At 71.5% G+C, this 16530-nt stretch carries 20 protein-coding genes; 8 read left to right on the top strand and 12 right to left on the bottom strand.

Annotated features, from left to right (window positions below; translation table 11 throughout):
• The first annotated feature begins 23 nt into the window (after positions 1–23).
• Complete coding sequence (gene surE, locus ACWJI3_RS14450) at positions 24–851, top strand: 5'/3'-nucleotidase SurE (RefSeq protein ID WP_094512621.1); 828 nt, start codon at positions 24–26, stop codon at positions 849–851.
• On the opposite strand, the gene ACWJI3_RS14455 is transcribed toward surE, so the two are convergent.
• On the bottom strand, positions 834–1433 hold the full coding sequence (locus ACWJI3_RS14455) for a DUF3611 family protein (protein WP_094512620.1): 600 nt from the start codon (positions 1431–1433) through the stop codon (positions 834–836). The two genes, surE and ACWJI3_RS14455, sit on opposite strands and share 18 nt — an antisense overlap.
• 139 nt (positions 1434–1572) lie before the next feature.
• On the opposite strand from ACWJI3_RS14455, the gene ribF reads away from it, so the two are divergent.
• From ribF to ACWJI3_RS14475, 4 genes are all read left to right on the top strand, one after another.
• Entirely contained in the window at positions 1573–2589 is a 1017-nt protein-coding gene (ribF, locus tag ACWJI3_RS14460) for a riboflavin biosynthesis protein RibF (protein ID WP_094512619.1), read from the top strand.
• Between the two features lie 229 nt (positions 2590–2818).
• A complete protein-coding gene (locus ACWJI3_RS14465; RefSeq protein WP_480204022.1) occupies positions 2819–3925 on the top strand; it encodes a thiamine phosphate synthase in 1107 nt (368 codons plus the stop codon).
• A gap of 39 nt (positions 3926–3964) precedes the next feature.
• A complete protein-coding gene (thiS, locus tag ACWJI3_RS14470) occupies positions 3965–4174 on the top strand; it encodes a sulfur carrier protein ThiS (RefSeq protein ID WP_094512617.1) in 210 nt (69 codons plus the stop codon).
• 28 nt (positions 4175–4202) lie between these two features.
• The gene (locus ACWJI3_RS14475) at positions 4203–5186 is read left to right on the top strand and encodes a DUF1517 domain-containing protein (protein WP_480204023.1); all 984 of its coding nucleotides are present in this window, start codon (positions 4203–4205) and stop codon (positions 5184–5186) included.
• 142 nt (positions 5187–5328) lie between these two features.
• On the opposite strand, the gene larB is transcribed toward ACWJI3_RS14475, so the two are convergent.
• The 6 genes from larB to era all read right to left on the bottom strand — a co-directional run bounded on the left by larB (position 5329) and on the right by era (position 9433).
• The gene (gene larB, locus ACWJI3_RS14480; protein ID WP_480204024.1) at positions 5329–6120 is read right to left on the bottom strand and encodes a nickel pincer cofactor biosynthesis protein LarB; all 792 of its coding nucleotides are present in this window, start codon (positions 6118–6120) and stop codon (positions 5329–5331) included.
• Entirely contained in the window at positions 6117–6596 is a 480-nt protein-coding gene (locus tag ACWJI3_RS14485) for a TIGR03792 family protein (RefSeq protein ID WP_233132932.1), read from the bottom strand. The genes larB and ACWJI3_RS14485 overlap by 4 nt, the downstream gene beginning before the upstream one ends.
• The gene (gene ispF, locus ACWJI3_RS14490; RefSeq protein ID WP_094512614.1) at positions 6593–7072 is read right to left on the bottom strand and encodes a 2-C-methyl-D-erythritol 2,4-cyclodiphosphate synthase; all 480 of its coding nucleotides are present in this window, start codon (positions 7070–7072) and stop codon (positions 6593–6595) included. The genes ACWJI3_RS14485 and ispF overlap by 4 nt, the downstream gene beginning before the upstream one ends.
• 28 nt (positions 7073–7100) lie before the next feature.
• The gene (trmD, locus tag ACWJI3_RS14495) at positions 7101–7829 is read right to left on the bottom strand and encodes a tRNA (guanosine(37)-N1)-methyltransferase TrmD (RefSeq protein WP_480204070.1); all 729 of its coding nucleotides are present in this window, start codon (positions 7827–7829) and stop codon (positions 7101–7103) included.
• A gap of 14 nt (positions 7830–7843) precedes the next feature.
• Complete coding sequence (locus ACWJI3_RS14500) at positions 7844–8317, bottom strand: phycobiliprotein lyase (RefSeq protein WP_094512613.1); 474 nt, start codon at positions 8315–8317, stop codon at positions 7844–7846.
• 102 nt (positions 8318–8419) lie between these two features.
• Positions 8420–9433, bottom strand: coding sequence for a GTPase Era (gene era, locus ACWJI3_RS14505; RefSeq protein ID WP_255101030.1), 1014 nt, complete (start codon positions 9431–9433; stop codon positions 8420–8422).
• A gap of 31 nt (positions 9434–9464) precedes the next feature.
• Here era and ACWJI3_RS14510 point away from each other — a divergent pair, with 31 nt between their 5' ends.
• Complete coding sequence (locus tag ACWJI3_RS14510; protein WP_255101029.1) at positions 9465–10028, top strand: hypothetical protein; 564 nt, start codon at positions 9465–9467, stop codon at positions 10026–10028.
• Positions 10029–10085: 57 nt separating this feature from the next.
• Here ACWJI3_RS14510 and ACWJI3_RS14515 read toward each other — a convergent pair whose 3' ends face one another.
• Positions 10086–12230, bottom strand: coding sequence for a bifunctional aldolase/short-chain dehydrogenase (locus tag ACWJI3_RS14515; protein ID WP_480204025.1), 2145 nt, complete (start codon positions 12228–12230; stop codon positions 10086–10088).
• A gap of 55 nt (positions 12231–12285) precedes the next feature.
• On the opposite strand from ACWJI3_RS14515, the gene ACWJI3_RS14520 reads away from it, so the two are divergent.
• The gene (locus ACWJI3_RS14520; RefSeq protein ID WP_480204026.1) at positions 12286–12750 is read left to right on the top strand and encodes a hypothetical protein; all 465 of its coding nucleotides are present in this window, start codon (positions 12286–12288) and stop codon (positions 12748–12750) included.
• A 10-nt stretch (positions 12751–12760) separates the two neighbouring features.
• Positions 12761–13765 carry a zinc-binding alcohol dehydrogenase family protein gene (locus tag ACWJI3_RS14525; protein WP_480204027.1) on the top strand — a complete coding sequence of 335 codons (1005 nt, stop codon included), beginning with the start codon at positions 12761–12763 and terminating at the stop codon, positions 13763–13765.
• Positions 13766–13798: 33 nt separating this feature from the next.
• Here ACWJI3_RS14525 and ACWJI3_RS14530 read toward each other — a convergent pair whose 3' ends face one another.
• From ACWJI3_RS14530 to ACWJI3_RS14545, 4 genes are read right to left on the bottom strand one after another with little or no spacing between them, the layout of a single operon-like run.
• A complete protein-coding gene (locus ACWJI3_RS14530; RefSeq protein ID WP_480204028.1) occupies positions 13799–14776 on the bottom strand; it encodes a class I SAM-dependent methyltransferase in 978 nt (325 codons plus the stop codon).
• Between the two features lie 20 nt (positions 14777–14796).
• Complete coding sequence (locus ACWJI3_RS14535) at positions 14797–15900, bottom strand: YeeE/YedE thiosulfate transporter family protein (protein ID WP_480204029.1); 1104 nt, start codon at positions 15898–15900, stop codon at positions 14797–14799.
• Positions 15901–15926: 26 nt separating this feature from the next.
• The gene (locus ACWJI3_RS14540; RefSeq protein WP_480204030.1) at positions 15927–16058 is read right to left on the bottom strand and encodes a hypothetical protein; all 132 of its coding nucleotides are present in this window, start codon (positions 16056–16058) and stop codon (positions 15927–15929) included.
• 25 nt (positions 16059–16083) lie between these two features.
• The gene (locus tag ACWJI3_RS14545; protein WP_480204071.1) at positions 16084–16527 is read right to left on the bottom strand and encodes a rhodanese-like domain-containing protein; all 444 of its coding nucleotides are present in this window, start codon (positions 16525–16527) and stop codon (positions 16084–16086) included.
• Positions 16528–16530 lie beyond the last annotated feature (3 nt).

Raw genomic sequence — 16530 nt, forward strand, 5'->3', positions numbered from 1 at the left:
CTGCCGCCGCTGTGCTCGCGCCGATGCATCCCCTCCGCATCCTGATCAGCAACGACGACGGGGTGTTCGCCGAGGGCATCCGCACCCTGGCGAATGCCGCCGCCGCCCGGGGGCATCGGGTCACGGTGGTCTGCCCCGACCAGGAACGCTCCGCCACCGGCCACGGCCTCACGCTGCAGACCCCGCTGCGGGCGGAACGGGCCGATGCCCTGTTCGCCGAAGGGGTGGTGGCCTGGGCCTGCAGCGGCACCCCTTCCGATTGCGTGAAGCTGGCCCTGGGCCGCCTGTTGGCGGAACCGCCCGATCTGGTGCTCTCCGGCATCAACCACGGCCCCAACCTGGGCAGCGATGTCTTTTATTCCGGCACGGTGTCGGCGGCGATGGAGGGCACCCTGGAGGGCCTCAAGGCGCTGGCGGTGAGCAGCGCCTGCTTCGACTGGCGCGAGTTCGGCCCGGCGGCCGGGCTGGCGCTGGAGGTGGCCGAGCAGATGCTCGCCGGTGGCTGGCCCGAAGGCCTGCTGCTGAACCTGAACGTGCCGGCCCAGCCCGCCGCTGCGATCGGCCCGGTGCGCTGGTGCCGCCCGGCGGTGCGCCGCTACGTGGATCAGTTCGATTGCCGCACCGATCCCCGCGGCCGCACCTATTACTGGCTCGCTGGTGAGGTGGTCAACGATCTGGAGGCGGCCACCGCCGGCCCGCGCGACTGGCCCACGGATGTGGAGCAGGTGCACAGCGGTGGTGCGGCGCTCACGCCGCTGCAGCCAGAACTGTTCTGGCGCGGGGCGCTGTCGCAGCTGGCGGCACTCGATCCCCTGCTGGTGCGGGGGTCCCTTTCAGCCGGGCCGCTCTGACGGCAGCGGCCTGTAGACCCGCTGCAGCAGCCACAGGCTGAGCAGCAGGCCCACCAGATGGGCGAACAGCACCTGGGTGTTGCTCAGCACCGAGAGCATCTCGATCGAGGTGATCGGCAGACCCATCACGTTGCCGCCGGCGCCGCCGGGGGTCGTGATCTGGGCGCCGAAGAAGCCGGGCACCTGCATGGAGGCCTGCACGAACAGGCTGCCGGCCAGGGCCTGGTAGCCCACCGCCGCCAGGGTGAGGCCAAGCAGATCGCCCAGCACGCTGCGCTTGATCAGCCGGCCGGTTTCGCCGCGGCTGGGCCGCACCGGGCTGGCCAGGGCGCGGCCGCAGCGCACCATCAGCCAGCCCTGCCAGAGGCTCCAGAGCAGCACGAAAAACGACAGCGTCGTGAGCGACAGCCCGGGGCCCAGCCCCAGGGCCCGCTGGGTGTTGGCCATCAGCCGGGTGCCGATGTTGTTGAAGATCAGCACCCCCACCACCACCACGGAGAGCACCACCTGGGTCCAGAAACGGATCCAGGCCATGCGACGCACCGCCGCGGAAACCAGCTGGAGATCGAGGCGATCGGCCATCGGCGGCGCTTGCGTGGGGAAGGGCGAATGGCAACAAACTTGGCATGGCCGGCCACCCGTGCTGCGAGGCCCTGACCGCCGGGCCACAGCGCCCGGCGCCGCGTGGAAGGATGGACCCCCGCGGGAACCGTCTGGACAGTTGATACCGCTGCGATCTCCCCAGGATGCCCTGACCCCCACCGCCGTCGCCCTTGGGAGCTTCGACGGCCTGCACCAGGGTCACCAACGGGTCATTGCCTCGATCGCTGCCGCCCCCACCGCTGGCCTGGTGCCCACGGTGGTGAGCTTCTGGCCCCATCCCCGCGAGCTGCTGCATGGCGAGCCCCGCCTGCGCCTCGATCTGCCCAGCGAGCAGCTCTCGCTGCTTCAACCCTTCGGCATCCGCCAGCTGGTGATGGTGTCCTTCACCCGCGAGCTCGCCTGCTTCACACCGCAGGAGTTCGTCGAACGGGTTCTGGTGGGGGCGCTGCAGTGCCGTGAGGTGGCAGTGGGAGAGAATTTCCGCTTCGGCGTGAACCGCTGCGGTGATGCGGCTGCCCTCGTCGCGATCGGCGCCCAGCACGGCCTGAAGGTGTCGGTGCTGCCGATGCTGTGGGATGGCAGCGAGCGGGTGAGCAGCAGCCGCATCCGCAGGGCCCTGGCCGCTGGCCGGATCGATGAGGCCGGGCGGCTGCTGGAGCGTCCCTACCGGTTCAGCGGCACTGTGGGGCGTGGGCGCCGGCTGGGCCGCACGCTCGGCTGGCCCACGGCCAACCTGGCGGTGGACGGGCGCAAGTTCCTGCCGCTGGAGGGGGTGTATGCCGCCCTGGCCTGGACCCAGGGTGGCGGCCCTATGGCGGCGGTGATGAATCTGGGGCCGCAGCCCACGGTGGACCCACTGGCGCCCTCGGCGGTGGAGGTACACCTGCTGGATCGCCAGATCGAGCTGGAGGGGCGCGTGCTGGAGGTGCAGCCGCTGGCCTTGCTGCGTTGCCAGCAGCGGTTCGAGAGCCTGGAGGACCTCAAGGCCCAGATCGGCCGGGATGCCGAGCAGGCCCGCGCCTTGATGCCCGAGCGCATGCTTGAAGCGGCGGTGGCCAGCTCAGGCGGCGGGATAGGCGTTCGTGAGGCCCCAGCTGATGAAGGCCGCGATGCCGCCCAGCAGCAGAATCCCTGAAACCAGCACCCACATCGGGCTGTCGCCGCCGCCGGAATTCATGGGCTCTGGGAATGGTCCTCCACCCTAACGAGCCCATTCCGTCCCGTCCCCACATTCCCGCCGCGCCATCGCGGCGCGGTCCGCCCGCCTGCCACCTGGCTGGCTCACCTCCACGCCGTCTCATTGCTTCACTGGCCCGCCGCCACGCGGCCTCACCGTTGCCTGCCTCAACCCTTCCCCTCCTCCGATGGACGTTCCTTTCTCTGCCTCCGGTCCACAGCTGGCGGAGCCGGCCGTGCTGCGCCTGCTGGACGCCAACCTCGACCGGGCCCGGGAGGGGCTGCGGGTGATCGAAGACTGGTGCCGCTTCGGCCTCGGCCGCGACGACCTGGTGGCCCGCAGCAAGGACATGCGCCAGCGTCTCGGCCGGCGCCATCAGGACATCTATAAGCAGGCGCGCCACAGCGCCACCGATCCGGCGGCGGGCCTGGCCCATCCGGCCCAGCAGCAGCGGCTTGGCTCCGCGGCAGTGCTGGGGGCCAATGCCGCCCGGGTGCAGGAAGCCCTGCGGGTGCTCGAGGAATTCGGCCGCAGCAGCGATCCGGAGCTGGCGGCGGAGGCCTCAGCGCTGCGCTATCTCGCCTACGACCTGGAAGTGGCCGTGCTGCAGGCCACGGCGGGCCTGGGCCACAGGCGGCAGCAGCTGGCCTCCTGCCGGCTGTATCTGATCACCAGCCCCTGCCAGACCCTTGAAGCGCTCGAAACCACGGTGGCGGCTGCCCTGGAGGCGGGGGTCCGTCTGGTGCAGTACCGGGCCAAGCAGGCCGACGACAGCCAGCGCTTCGCCGAAGCCACCGCCCTGCGCCGGCTCTGCGCCCGCCATGGTGCCCTGTTCCTGGTGAACGACCGGGTGGATCTGGCCCTGGCGGTGGACGCCGATGGCGTGCACCTGGGCCAGGGGGATCTGCCGCCGGCGATCGCCCGTCGCCTGCTCGGGCCGGAGCGCTTGATCGGCCGCAGCACCCACTGCATCGAGCAGCTGCGCCAGGCCGTGACCGATGGCTGTGACTACGTGGGGGTGGGGCCCGTGCATGCCACGCCCACCAAGCCCGGCCGCGCGCCGGTGGGGTTCGCCTATCTCAATGAGGCCGCGGCGGAGAGCCCGCTGCCCTTCTTCGCGATCGGCGGCATCGAGGCCGCCACGCTCGCGCCGGTCCTGGCGGCCGGCGCCCGGGGGGTGGCGGTGGTGCGCGCGATCATGGAGGCCGCCGATCCGGCGGCGGCCAGCCGCGAGCTGCTGGCCGCCCTGCCACCACTTCACTCAGCACCACTTCCCTCACCACCCCTGCCCTGAACTCCGTCGCCTCCACCACCTCTTCGCCCTTCCGCTGCCGTGACCCTCTCTCTGAAACTCAACGGTGAGGCCCGCCAGTGCCAGGCAGGTCTCAGCCTGCAGGAGGCGCTGAAGCACTTCGGCTACGAGCCCCGCCTGGTGGTGGTCGAGTTCAACGGCACGGTGCTGGCCCGGCGGCATTGGCCGGAGCAGCCCCTCAACGATGGCGACGTTCTGGAAGTCGTCACCATCGTGGGGGGTGGTTCCTAGATTCGAGCCATTCGCAGCGGCAACTGACGTGTCCTCTCCCCAAGCCACCGGCCGTGCCAGCGCGGGGCGCCTGCGCCTGTCGGCCTGGCTGGTGCTGCCGTTCCTGCTCAGCACCCTGGTGATGTTCGCTGCGCCGCAGCCGAGCCAGGCAGCCAGCGGTGGCCGCATCGGCGGCGGCAGTTTCCGTTCCGCCCCCTCCATGCCGCGTAACTTCAGCGGCGGTGGTGGCGGGAGCTTCGGGGGTGGCGGCTACCGGGGCGGCGGTGGCGGCTTCGGCGGCGGCATCGGCTTCCCCTTCCTGATCCCGATCTTCGGCTTCGGCGGCGGCGGCTTGTTCGGCTTCCTGGTCCTGATGGCGATCGTGGGCGTGATCGCCAACACCCTGCGCGGTGGAGGTGGCGGCGCGCTGACCGGCGGCAATGGCGGCGGGGCGATGGTCGCTCCCCGCGCTGACGGCCCCGTGGCAGTGGCTCAGCTGCAGATGGGCCTGCTCGCCACGGCCCGCGATCTGCAGAGCGATCTGCGCCGCCTGGCGGCACAGGCGGACACCGGCAGCAGCGCCGGCCTGCAGCGGGTGCTGCAGGAAACCACCCTCTCGTTGCTGCGCAACCCCGATCTCTGGGTGTACGCCAACGTGGAAGTGGGTCAGGTGCCCTTTCCCAGCGCCGAAACCACCTTCAACCGCCTCTCGATGACAGAGCGCAGCAAGCTGCGCCGCGAGGTCACCTCCAATGTGGGCGGCAAGCGCTTCCATGATGCCGCCGCGCCGGTGGGCAACGCCGATGCCACCAGCGATTTCATCGCCATCACCCTGCTGGTGGCCAGCCGCGGCCGCATCCCGATCAAATCCGCCAGCACTGCCGACGACCTCCGCAACGCGCTTGGCGTGCTGGGAGCTGTGAGCTCCACTGATCTGCTGGCCCTCGAAGTGATCTGGCAGCCCGAAGGCGAGGGCGAAGTGCTCAGCACCGAGGAACTGCTTACCGCCTACCCACAGCTGCAGCACCTCTGAGCCTCAGCCACGGCTGCACGCGCCACACAGCCATAGCCGTTCAACCCCTGCAAAGGCCAAGCAACGGCTGCAGCCGCTCGATCCCATCAGTTGAACCGGCTATCGGCCACAGCCGCTTCAACTGCTTGAGCTGGCAACCCGCTCAGTGATCGCCCTGTTCATTTGCGTTGAGGATGCGCAGAGCCGCCATGGCGGCGCCGTAGCCGTTGTCGATGTTCACCACGGCAAGCCCTGGCGCGCAGCTGGCGAGCATGCCATGCAGCGCTGCCATGCCGCCGGCACTCACGCCGTAGCCCACCGACACCGGCACGGCGATCACCGGCTGGGGCAACAGCCCGGCCACCACGGTGGGCAGGGCCCCTTCCATGCCGGCGCACACGATCAACACGCGGGCACGCCGCAGCCGCTCCAGCTTGCCGAGTAGGCGCTGCAGTCCCGCCACGCCCACGTCCACCACCAGGTCGTGGGCAATGCCGTGGCAGCGCAGGGCCAGGCCCGCCTCCTGGGCCACGGCCAGATCGCTGCTGCCGGCGCACACCACCGCCACCGACGGCGTGGCAGCCACGGGCGGCTCGCTGCTGCCCTCCTGCAGGCCGAGCGTCAGGCAGCGGGCGATCGGGTGATAGGCCAGAGCCCGCTCTGCCGGTAGCGGCGGCAGCGCCTCTCGGCAGAGAACGGCAACAGCGGCAGCCTTCTCGTCGCTCACGCGCGTCACCAGAACGGTCTGGGCGGTCTGGGCCAGCCGCAGCAGGATGGCGGCGATCTGTGCGGCGCTCTTGTCCTGGCCCCAGATCGCTTCCGTCATCCCCAGCCGCAGCGGACGCTCCAGATCGAGCTCGGCCACCCCAGCAATCAGGCCGGGCCCCGGGTTGTGCTGAGACGCGATCTCGGGGTCGTTGTGAGGAGGGATCGGCCCGGTGCCGAAGGTGTTCATGGTTGCGGCAGCAGTTCGGCGCTGCCCAGCAGCGCAAAGGGGTTGTCTGCGGTGGTGGGCAGAGCCAGACAGCGGCGTGCCTCCGCCTCGAAGCGTTGCTGGGGCTCCGCCAGGCTGGTTTCTGCAAGGCCATGCCAGTCGGACGCCCGCCGCCAGCGGATCAGCAGCACGCCTTCCGTGTCGCGGGCGTTCCAGAACAGCTCCCGGCCCGCGAAACCCTGCTGCCGCTCCAACCAGGGCCCCCACCCCACCGCTTCAGCCTGCAACCAGCAGTTGCGCTGCTCTGCCGGCACCCGCAACCGCAAGAGCTCGATGGCTCCAGCTCCGGCGCCCACGTCGGCCCTGGCTGCCACGTCTGCGCCAGCTTCCAGGCCTGAGCCGGCAGCGCCCGGCGCGGCAAGAGCCATGCCCGGTTGTAGCCCAGGCGCCACCAGCAGGGCCAGCCCCAGGCAGAGCGCCAGCCACCAACCCTTCATGGTTTCTGCAGCAGGGCGACGGCATGGCAGGCGATGCCCTCCTGACGGCCGGTAGGCCCCAGACCTTCGTTGGTGGTGGCTTTCACCCCCACCTGTTCCGGCTCCACCGCCAGCCGTGCGGCGATGGCGGCGCGCATGGCCTCGATGTGGGGCTTGAGCTTGGGCTGCTCCGCCACCACCACCGCATCCACGTTCACCACCTGCCAGCCCTGCTCGCGCACCAGCTCCATCACCCGCTCAAGCAGCAGCAGGCTGTCGGCGCCTTTCCAGCGCGCGTCCTCCGGCGGGAAATGGCGGCCGATGTCGCCGAGGCTGAGGGCGCCCAGCAGGGCATCCATCAGCGCGTGCACCAGCACGTCGGCGTCGCTGTGGCCATCGAGGCCGAGCGGATGGTCGAGCCGGATGCCCCCGAGGATCAGGGGCCGTCCGCTTACCAGCCGGTGGATGTCGTAGCCGTTGCCTATGCGCAGCTGCATGCCGAAGCCGTGAGGCGAAGCGGAGCCATCATGGGCATTCTCCCGGCGCGGACGCGTCCTGCGCGCCGCCTCCCTGCTCCAGCCAGCGCTGGTAGAGATCGGGGCGGCGCTCGCGGGTGCGCTGCAGTTGCTGCGCGTGGCGCCAGCTGGCGATCACCGCGTGGTGGCCGTTGCGCAGCACCTGGGGCACCTCCATGCCGCGAAAGCTGGCCGGGCGGGTGTACTGGGGATGCTCCAGCAGCAGGGCGCTGTGGCTTTCGTCGTCGAGCGAGGCGGCGGTGCCCACCGTGCCGGGCAGCAGCCGCACCACCCCATTGATCACGGTCATCGCCGGCAGCTCCCCGCCAGTGAGCACGAAGTCGCCGATCGACACCTCCGCATCGGCCAGGCTGCGGATGCGTTCGTCGAAGCCCTCGTAGTGGCCGCAGAGCAGCACCAGCTGGTCGCAGCTGGTGGCCCAGTGGCGCAGGTGGGCCTGCCGCAGAGGCTGGCCCTGCGGGCTCATCAGCAACACCGTGCGGCGCTCCAGTTGCGGGATCGCCTCGAAGGCGGCGAAGACCGGCTCGGGTTTGAGCACCATGCCCGCACCACCGCCGTAGGGCACATCGTCCACCTTGCGGTAGCGGTCGGTGGCGAAATCGCGGGGGTTGTGGGTGTGCAGGCTGGCCCGACCGGCGGCGAACGAGCGGCCGATCACCCCGAGCCTGCGCAGGGGCTCGAAGGCCTCCGGCACCAGCGTCACGACATCGATCCGCAGGCCGCTCACGGTGCTCAGGAGGCGCTCACGCGGCGAATCTCGCTGCAGAAACTGGCCACCGCGGCACTGCCATCGGCGCGGTGCTCCACGCTGCTGCGCAGGCGCAGGTTGGGCTTGGTGAACCAGATCCGTTCCCGCACCAGGCCCTCACGGCGCTGAAGTTCCAGTTCCAGGCTTCCGTCAGGCCAGAGTTGCCAGCGACCGATCGTTCCGTCGACGCCCCGCAGGCCGCCGTCACCGTCAAAGCCGAGCGTGCTACGGATGCCCTCCGGGGCATTCACCTGCAGGCCGCCCAGATCGCCTGCGGCACCTGCCTCCAGCAGGGTCACCTCCACCTCCCCCCGCTCGCTCAAGGGAGCGGCGCCGTCGTCTGGGTTGCTGCTGGCGCTGCCGGCCAGCGTGCTGCGCAGACCCATCCAGCGGCCGGCGCAGAGCTGCAGGAAGGCGGGCAGATCCGCCGGTGGGAACGCTGGGCTCGGGCCGGTCATGGCGGCAGTGGGCGGGCGGTGCGCCCATCCTGAAGCACGGCTCAGGGCCCAGCGGCAACGGCAGGGGCCAGCGCACTGCCGGGCGGCTCGCGCGGCCAGCCTTCACTCCTCCCGGTAGCCCAGCTCCGCCAGCCGCGCCGGGTTGCGGCGCCAGTTCGGCACCACCTTCACGAACAGCTCGAGGTACACGGGCCCGTCGAACACCTTCTGCATCTGGACGCGGGCGCCGCTGCCGATGTCCCGCAGCATGGTTCCGCCCTTGCCGATCAGGATGCCTTTCTGGCTGGAGCGCTCCACCACCACCGTGGCGAGCACGGCCGTTCGCTTGCCGTCTTCCACGATCCGCTCCACCTGGACCGCCACCGAGTGGGGCACCTCCTCGCGGGTGAGGGTCAACACCTGCTCGCGGATCAGTTCGGCGAGCAGCAACTGCTCCGGCTGGTCGCTGATGGTGTCGGCCGGGTAGAGCGCCGGGCCCAGCGGCAGCCGTGCCGTGAGGGCCGCCACCAGCGCCTCGCAGCCCTCGCCACTGGTGGCGCTGCACGGGAAGAGCTCGGCGAAGGGGGCGAGGGCTTCACGGGCGCCTGCGCCGCTGGTGGCGTCAGCAGGGGCACCACCGGGCTCGTCGCCGCGGAAGCCGGTGGTTCCTCGGTCGTTCAGCAGGGCGTCATAGCTGCGTTGCAGGGCGGTGGCTTCCGCCGGATCCACCAGGTCCCATTTGTTCAGGGCCACCAGCACAGGCCTGCGGCTCTGGCGCAGCAGCTCCACGATGAAGCCGTCGCCGCGGCCGGCCGGCTGGCTGCCGTCCACCAACAGCAGCACCACGTCCACGTCGCCGATGGCGGAGCGGGCGCTGCGCACCAGCCGTTCCCCCAGCAGGTGATGGGGCTTGTGGATGCCGGGAGTGTCCAGCAGCACCAGCTGGGCGGCGGGAGTGGTGAGGATCGCCCGTAGACGGTTGCGGGTGGTCTGGGCCACGGGGGAGGTGATCGCCACCTTCTCCCCCACCAGCTGGTTGAGCAGCGTCGATTTGCCGACGTTGGGCCGGCCCACCAGGGCCACGAACCCGGAGCGGAAGTCGGGCGGGTGGCTCGCCGGTAGGAGCGGAGAATGCATACCTTCAACAGTGTCATCCCAAGGGCCGTCGATGTCTGCCTCCACCCCGGCTTCACTCGGTGCGGGAGCCGGAAGCCCCGCTGCTGTTCCCAGCTTTCCGCAGGCCATGGAGATCACGGCCCAGTGGCTGGGCTTGTGGGAGAACGGCGAGCTGAGCGACGAAGTGCTGGCGGATCGGGTGGGGGAGCTGGTGCAGAGCCGCGATGGCGCCCGGGGGTTCTTCGTGGTGGCGCTGGCCGGCGATTCCCCCCTGATGGACCGCCTGCCCGATGGCCTGGTGTGGCAGTTACGCCAGGCAGGCGCCGGTGTGGTGGATCTCACCGCCCGCAACCTGGCGATGAGCAGGGCGATGGCCTTGCACCATCAGCGCCAGGACGATGGGGCCATGCAGGCCAGTTCCGAGCGGGTGCACCAGCGGTGTGTGGAGTTGCTGCGCCTGCTGGACCCCAGGGCTGTGAAGGAGCGGCTGGAAACGCTGCTGGAGGCCACGGCAGGCCGTGGTAACGACGTGGCTTTCCTGGAGCGCTGGGGCTACGACGCCGAGCAGCGTGCCGCGATCGCGGCGGCGATCAAGGAAGTGGCAGAGCCCGCTTGAGAGGGAATGGCTGCTTGCAAGCGCATGGGCCGGCAGTTGGTTGGTGAGCTTGATCCCTCACCGCACCATCGCCGCCACATTGCCGCCGTCGACGGTGAGCACGGCGCCGGTGGTGCGATCCAGGCGGGCCAGGGCCACGAAGGCCTCGGCCACATCGGCGGCGGTCACTTCCTGGCCCAGCAGGTTGCCGCCCATGTAGGCGGCCTCGCTGACGCCGCGGGCGACGGAGCGCGCGCGGATCATGGCGTCGTCGAGCAGGCCGGAGCGGATGCGATCAGCATTGATGGCATTGGCACGGATGCGCTCCGTACCCCCCTCGAGCGCGTATTGGCGCATCAGCGCCAGCAGGGCCGCTTTGGCGATGCCGTAGGCACCGAAGTTCGGGCCGGGATTGAGGGCCTGCTTGGAGACGTTGAACAGCAGCTGGCCGCCCAGCGGGGAGGGATCGGGAGCAGCTGAGGTGAGGCCTGCGCCGTCCTGGGCGCGGAACACGGCGACAGCGGCCTGGGCCACGTGCTGGTGGGCGAAAAGGTTGAGCTCGAAGCTGGCACGCAGGTCGGCGTCTTCAAGAGTGGCGATCGGGCCGGTCCAGGCGGCGCCGGCATTGGACACCACCAGATCGAGGCCACCGAAGCGGGTCACCAGCTGATCGATGGCCGCGCGCACCTGCGCCGGTGCGGTGACATCGGCATTGAGCGCCAGCGCCCGCTTGCCGCAGCTGGCGGCCACGGCGGCAGCCCCCTCGGCGTCCCGATCGAGCACGGCCACCTCAGCGCCGGCGGCGGCGAAGGACCGGGCGATCGCCGCGCCGATGCCGCCCGCTGCACCGGTAACCAGCACCACGTGCCGGGCCAGGGGCAGCTCCTTGCCCTTGCCGAGCTTGGCCTGCTCCAGGCTCCAGTACTCCATGTCGAAGGTGTCGTCCTCACCGACGGGCTGAAAGCGGCCCAGCGCCTCGGCGGCCAGCAGGGTCTGGGCCCAGGCCTCGGCGATGTCGGCGGTGACGGCGGCCGCTGACGCGCTGGCGCCCACCCCCACCAGGCCCAGGCCGGGGATGGCGATCACGCGCGGCAGGGGATCGAGCGGCGTCTTGTGGCCGCCCACGCGGCTGTTCTGGCGCTGCACATAGGCCTGGTAGTCGTCCACGTAGGCCTGCATCGCCGCCTCCAGCTGCGCCGCCCAGGCCTGCAGGGCCGGCCCGGCCTCGGCGCCCTGCGCGGGTGGCGCCGGCGGCAGCACCAACGGTTGGGCCTTGGTGCGGATCACATGGTCGGGGGTGGCGACCCCCCGCCCGGCCCAGTCGCCAAGGCGCTGGTCGTTGGCCACCGCCAGGGCGGTGGTGGTCTGCCGCAGATCCAGCAGCCAGCGGCGCGCACAGCCCTGACGCTCGGCGGCCCGGCTCAGGGCCCCACGCACCAGCGGCAGCAACGCCGCCGCAGGTGCCGGGCGGCTCGGCAGGGCGCATGGCAGAAACAGGCGCTCGCTGTGGCTGAGGGCGCGCTCGGCCTCCTCCACCAGCGCAATCATCCGCTCGTAGCTCTGCTTGGCCGTGGCCCCGAAGGAAAACAGCCCGTGCTGGAGCAGCACCATCCCCTCCAGCTCCTGGCCGCGGGCGGCGGCGGCCTCCGCGGCCGCCTCATAGGCCTCGGCGGCGGCCTTGGCCAGCGCGAAGCCGGGCATTACGTAGGGAACGATCGCCACCCGTTCGCCATAGACCCGGCGGCACACCGCCTCGGCGTCGGGCTGATCGGCCAGCGCCAGCAGCGCCACCGCATGGGTGTGATCGATGAAGGCGTGGGGCAGGAAGGCATGCAGCAGGGCCTCCACCGAGGGGTTGGGCGCCGCCGGATCGATCAGGTGGCGCCGCTGGGCCGCCACCATGTCCTCGTCGCTGAGGGACGGCAGCGCGCGCAGCCGCAGCAGCGGCTCCAGCTGCACGGCCGGGTGACCCGGCGGCTCGATCGTGGCCAGATCCCAGCCGCTGCCCTTGACGCACAGCACGGAGATGGTGTCGCCGAGCAGGTCGGTGACGCTCGTTTTCAGCGAGGTGTTGCCGCCGCCGTGCAGCACCAGTTCCGGGTCGGCGCCCAGCAGGCGGGCGGAGTAGGTGCGCAGGGCCAGCGCCTCGCTCACGCCCCGGGCGCCGTAGTGAGCCACAGCCGCCTGCGCATCGGCGTCGGACCAGCGGTTGAGCACGGCCATGGGACGGGAAGGAGCTTGGGGGAGACTACGGGGAGCCACCCTGCAGGGCCTGCCCGTGTCGTCCCAATGCCGCCGCAGGCCCCCGCTCACCCCGCAGCAGAAAGGCAGGGGGTGGGCGGCAGCGGCGTTGCTGCCGGTGGTGCCACTGGTGCTGCTGGCCCTGGCGGCGCCCGGCCCGGCCCAGCAGCCGAACCCGCCCCAGATTCCCCGCGACGGCTGGAAGGACTGCGAGTACAACGGCAAGCCCCTGGCCTGCGTGGATGAGCAGATCCCCGGCGGCCTGAAGATCCGCTGGAAGGACGGCCTGTCGATGACCTACCGGGAGGTGTCCAGCAAGGGCAAGGACCCCAGCGGCAGCGACCTGCTGCGCGACCGGCTGGGGGGCCTCTGGCGCCGGGAGCTCTACGTGCAGGGCAACATCTCGCTCACCAACGACGCCAACGGCAACCGGATCTTCGTGCCGCTGCGCTTCCCCTGCAAACCGCCCCTGAAGGGGGAGGTGGGCTACTGCCGCTACTGACCCCGCCGCCATGAGAGCGATTCTCGCCACCCCTGCCCTGGTGGACACGGAGCTGCCGGAGCCCGTGCCCGGCCCCCACGACCTGCTGGTGCGGATCGAGGCGGTGGCGGTGAACCCGATCGACACCAAGCTGCGGGCGGCCGTGGGCGCGGGGGATCCCCCGAGACAGCTGGGCTGGGATGCCGCCGGGGTGGTGGCGGCGACCGGGGAGCGGGTGAGCCGCTTCCAGGCGGGGGATCCGGTGATGTTCGCCGGTGATGCGGGACGGGCCGGCTGCAACGCCGAAGCCGTGCTGGTGGACGAGCGGCTGGTGGGGCGCAAACCGGCCCGGCTCTCCTGGGCCGAGGCAGCCAGCATTCCGCTGACGGGGCTGACGGCCTGGGAATCACTGTTCGAGCGGCTCGGGCTCGATCCGCCCGACGGTGGTACGGCCGGGGGCGGGGGTGGCCCCAGCCTGCTGATCCTCGGCGGCGCCGGCGGGGTGGGCTCGATCACCATCCAGCTGGCCCGCCGGGCCGGGGTGGTGGTGATCGCCAGTGCCTCACGCCCCGAGAGCGCCGCCTGGGTGCAGGAGCTGGGGGCCGACCACGTCGTCGACCACCTCCGGCCCCTGGCTCCCCAGCTGGCCGCCCTGGGCTTCGAGGCGGTGGATCACATCGCCAACTTCAGCGACACCGACGCCTACTGGGAGGTGATGGCCGAGCTCATCGCCCCGCTGGGCTCGATCGTGGCGATCGTGGGCAACCGCCACCCCCTCGACCTCAACCTGCTCAAGGCCAAGAGCGTGACCTTCGCCTGGGAGTTCATGTTCAGCCGCTCCCAGTTCCAGACCGCCGACATGGGGCGGCAGGGGGAGATCCTGGATCACCTCGCCGAGCTCTTCGAGGCCGGCGTGGTGCGCCCCACCCTGGGCCGCACCCTCAGCCCCATCAACGCCACCAACCTGGAGCTTGCCCATGCCCAGCTGGCCTCCGGGAGCACGATCGGCAAGATCGCACTCAGCGGCTGGGGCTGAGTGCCATGGGCGCCCGCCGCACTCGGGGAGGCCTCAGCGCACGGCCACCAGCACCCGGTGGCGGGGGTCGCAGGCCTCCCGGCGCACGTCGCGGAAGCCGGCCTGCTCCAGGGTCCTGGGCAGATCGAGGCTGAAGTAGTCCGCCAGGTAGGGCTCGGTGCTCTTGAGCAGGGTGGCGATCGGCGCCGGCAGGCGGCGGATCACGGCCGAATCCGGGTCCTGATCCACCAGGGCCACCACCCCGCCGGGCCGCAGCAGGCGGGCCGCCTCCCGCAGCACCGCCTGGGTGGCGCCTGCGGGCAGCTCGTGGCAGACGAACTGGAGGGTGATCAGGTCGACGCTGGCCGCCGGCAGGCCGGTGGCTTCGGCGGCGGCGTGGTGCCAGCGGCGGATGCGGCCGCCGGGGTCGCGGACCCTGGCCACCGCCAGCATCTGGGGGGAGAGGTCGAGGCCGTCGACGGCGACGCCTGTGCCCTCACGTCGCTCCAGCCAGTCCTTGAGGGCCAGGGTGCCGACGCCCACCGAGCAGCCGATGTCGAGGGCACTGCGCACCGGGCCGGTGAGGCTCGGCTCGATCGCGGCGAAGATCGCGTCCCGCAGCCGCCGCTGGGCGTCCTGGGGCTCCAGGGTTTCCCCCGGCCACACCCGCAGGGCCATGGCATCGGTGGCCTGCTCCGCCTCACCGGCCGCCTGCCAGCAGAGGTTGCCCTCCTGGTAAGCGTGGAAGCGGGCCCGGTAGTAGGCCGGCGTGGCGGTGGCCGCATCCGTGCTGCTGGCCAGCAGCGGCTCGGCCTGCCGCACGAGCTCCTCGCGCCGGGCCCGCCAGGCGATGCCGCGGCGCTCGGCGGTGCGGATGATCAGCTGGCGGGCCTGCAGGAACAGCAGCCGGCGCAGGGGCTCGACCGCCAGCAGCCGGTCGATCAGCCAGCCGAGGGGATGGCGCGAAGCCACCCAGTTGGGGGGCGGGGCGGCGGCGGTCAGGGCCGGAGCGGCGGGCTGGGCCTGGGCCATGGCGGCGAAGGGGCGGCGACTCAGTCTGACGGCGTTGCGGCCCCCGGCGCCGGGCGCAACCGCAGCGAGGCCGCGAAGCCCGCCAGGGCCACCGCCAGCCAGATCCAGCCGTGCAGACTAAAGCTCATCACCCCGCCCAGGAAGGCATTGACGTTGCACCCCGACGCGAGCACCCCGCCGTAGCCCATCAGCAGGCCGCCGAAGCCACGCCGGGCCAGGTCCGGCAGGGGCTCGGACCGCTCACCGCGCCAGCGGAAACGGCCCTCGGCCAGGGCGGTGGCGATGGCTCCGTAGAGCAGGCCCAGATCCACGAGCAAGGCCTCGTTGAACAGCCAGGCCTCCGGCCCCGCCAGCAGGGCCTGGCCCCGGGGACTTGACCAGAACAGGCTGCTGCCTGGATCCCAGCCCAGGGCCTGGGCGGCGTGGGCGCCACTGAGGGCCAGGCCCCAGAGCACCTTCCAGGGCTCGGCCGTCACCAGCAGCAGGCCCGTGGCCAGCAGGGCGACGGCGATGGCGCCGCCGTAGAGCCGGCGGCTGGGTGAGCGCCAGGGGACCTGGCCGCTCCAGCGCGTCAGCAGCACGGCGATCAGGGCCATGAAGGCGAGCTGCAGGGTCAGGGCGCCTAGCAGGCCGAAGAGCTCCAGGCCGACCGGGGACGGGAGGCGCGGCAGGGGCAGGGCCGCCAGCTGCGGGGCGTGCAGGGTGCCGAGGAAGGCGCCGACGATCAGGCCGATCAGGGCGGCCAGCACGCCGCCGCCGCCGCGGGAGGTGGCCGCCAGGGTGCCGCAGCCGCAGGCCCGGGCCCGCTCCATGCCGATGCCGAACAGTAAGGCTCCGGCCAGGAAGGGCAGGGAGAGGGGGGTGGCCAGCAGCTTCGGCTGCAGGCCGGTCAGGGGCTCAGCGGTGAGCACCAGGGCCATGGCGATCACCAGCAGCGCCGCCAGCAGCAGCTGGGCGAAGACCGGGTGGGGATCCCGCCGCTCGATCAGCCGGCGATAGCCGGAGGCGAAACCGAAGCCGGAGCGGACCAGGGCATGGCCGAGGCCGCAGCCCAGCCCCCAGACGAGGGCGGAGGTCGGTTGCCGTAACGCCAGGGCCACCCCGATGGCGATGGCCGGGGCCACGGCCAGCGCTGGGGGAAGCGGCCGTTTCAACGCTTCTTCGTCTTGGCGGCGGGGGCCGAGCTGTCACCGCCGGTGTCGCAGGCCAGGGCGGCGGCCGGGGCGAGCAACAGCAGCAGCAGGCTGGCCAGCGCCCAGAAGCGGACACGGAAGATGGTCATGGCCATGGCGGGGGGGGAGAGGGGCTCAGCGGAGGCTCACCTGCTGGGGTGGGCTGCCCTCAGGCCCCACGGAAATCGGCAGATTGGAGGCGCTGTACTCGGTCCAGGAGCCCTCGTAGATCCGCACTCGCGGGTACTTGAGCAGATGCTTCAAGGTGAGGAACTGGAGGCTGGCTTCCCTGCCGGTGCTGCAGGAGACGATCACCTCCTTGTCGGGAGTGATGCCGCGGCTCACCAGGAGGGCCCGGATCTCGTCGAGGGAGCGGAGCTTGTGGGCGTTCTTCTTCGCCTCGTCGGAGTTGTTGGCTTCGGTGAATGTCTGCCAGGGGATGTTCTTCGCTCCTGGGATGTGGCCGTTGCGGATGAAGGTCTGGTCCGTGCCTTCGAACTGGGCCTTGGGGCGTGGGTCGATGATCACCACGTCGCTGCGGCCGATCAGGGGCTCCAGTTCGCTGAGGCTGATGGCCAGGCC

The organism is Marcopretia estuarina LEGE 06307 (genome assembly GCF_056633115.1).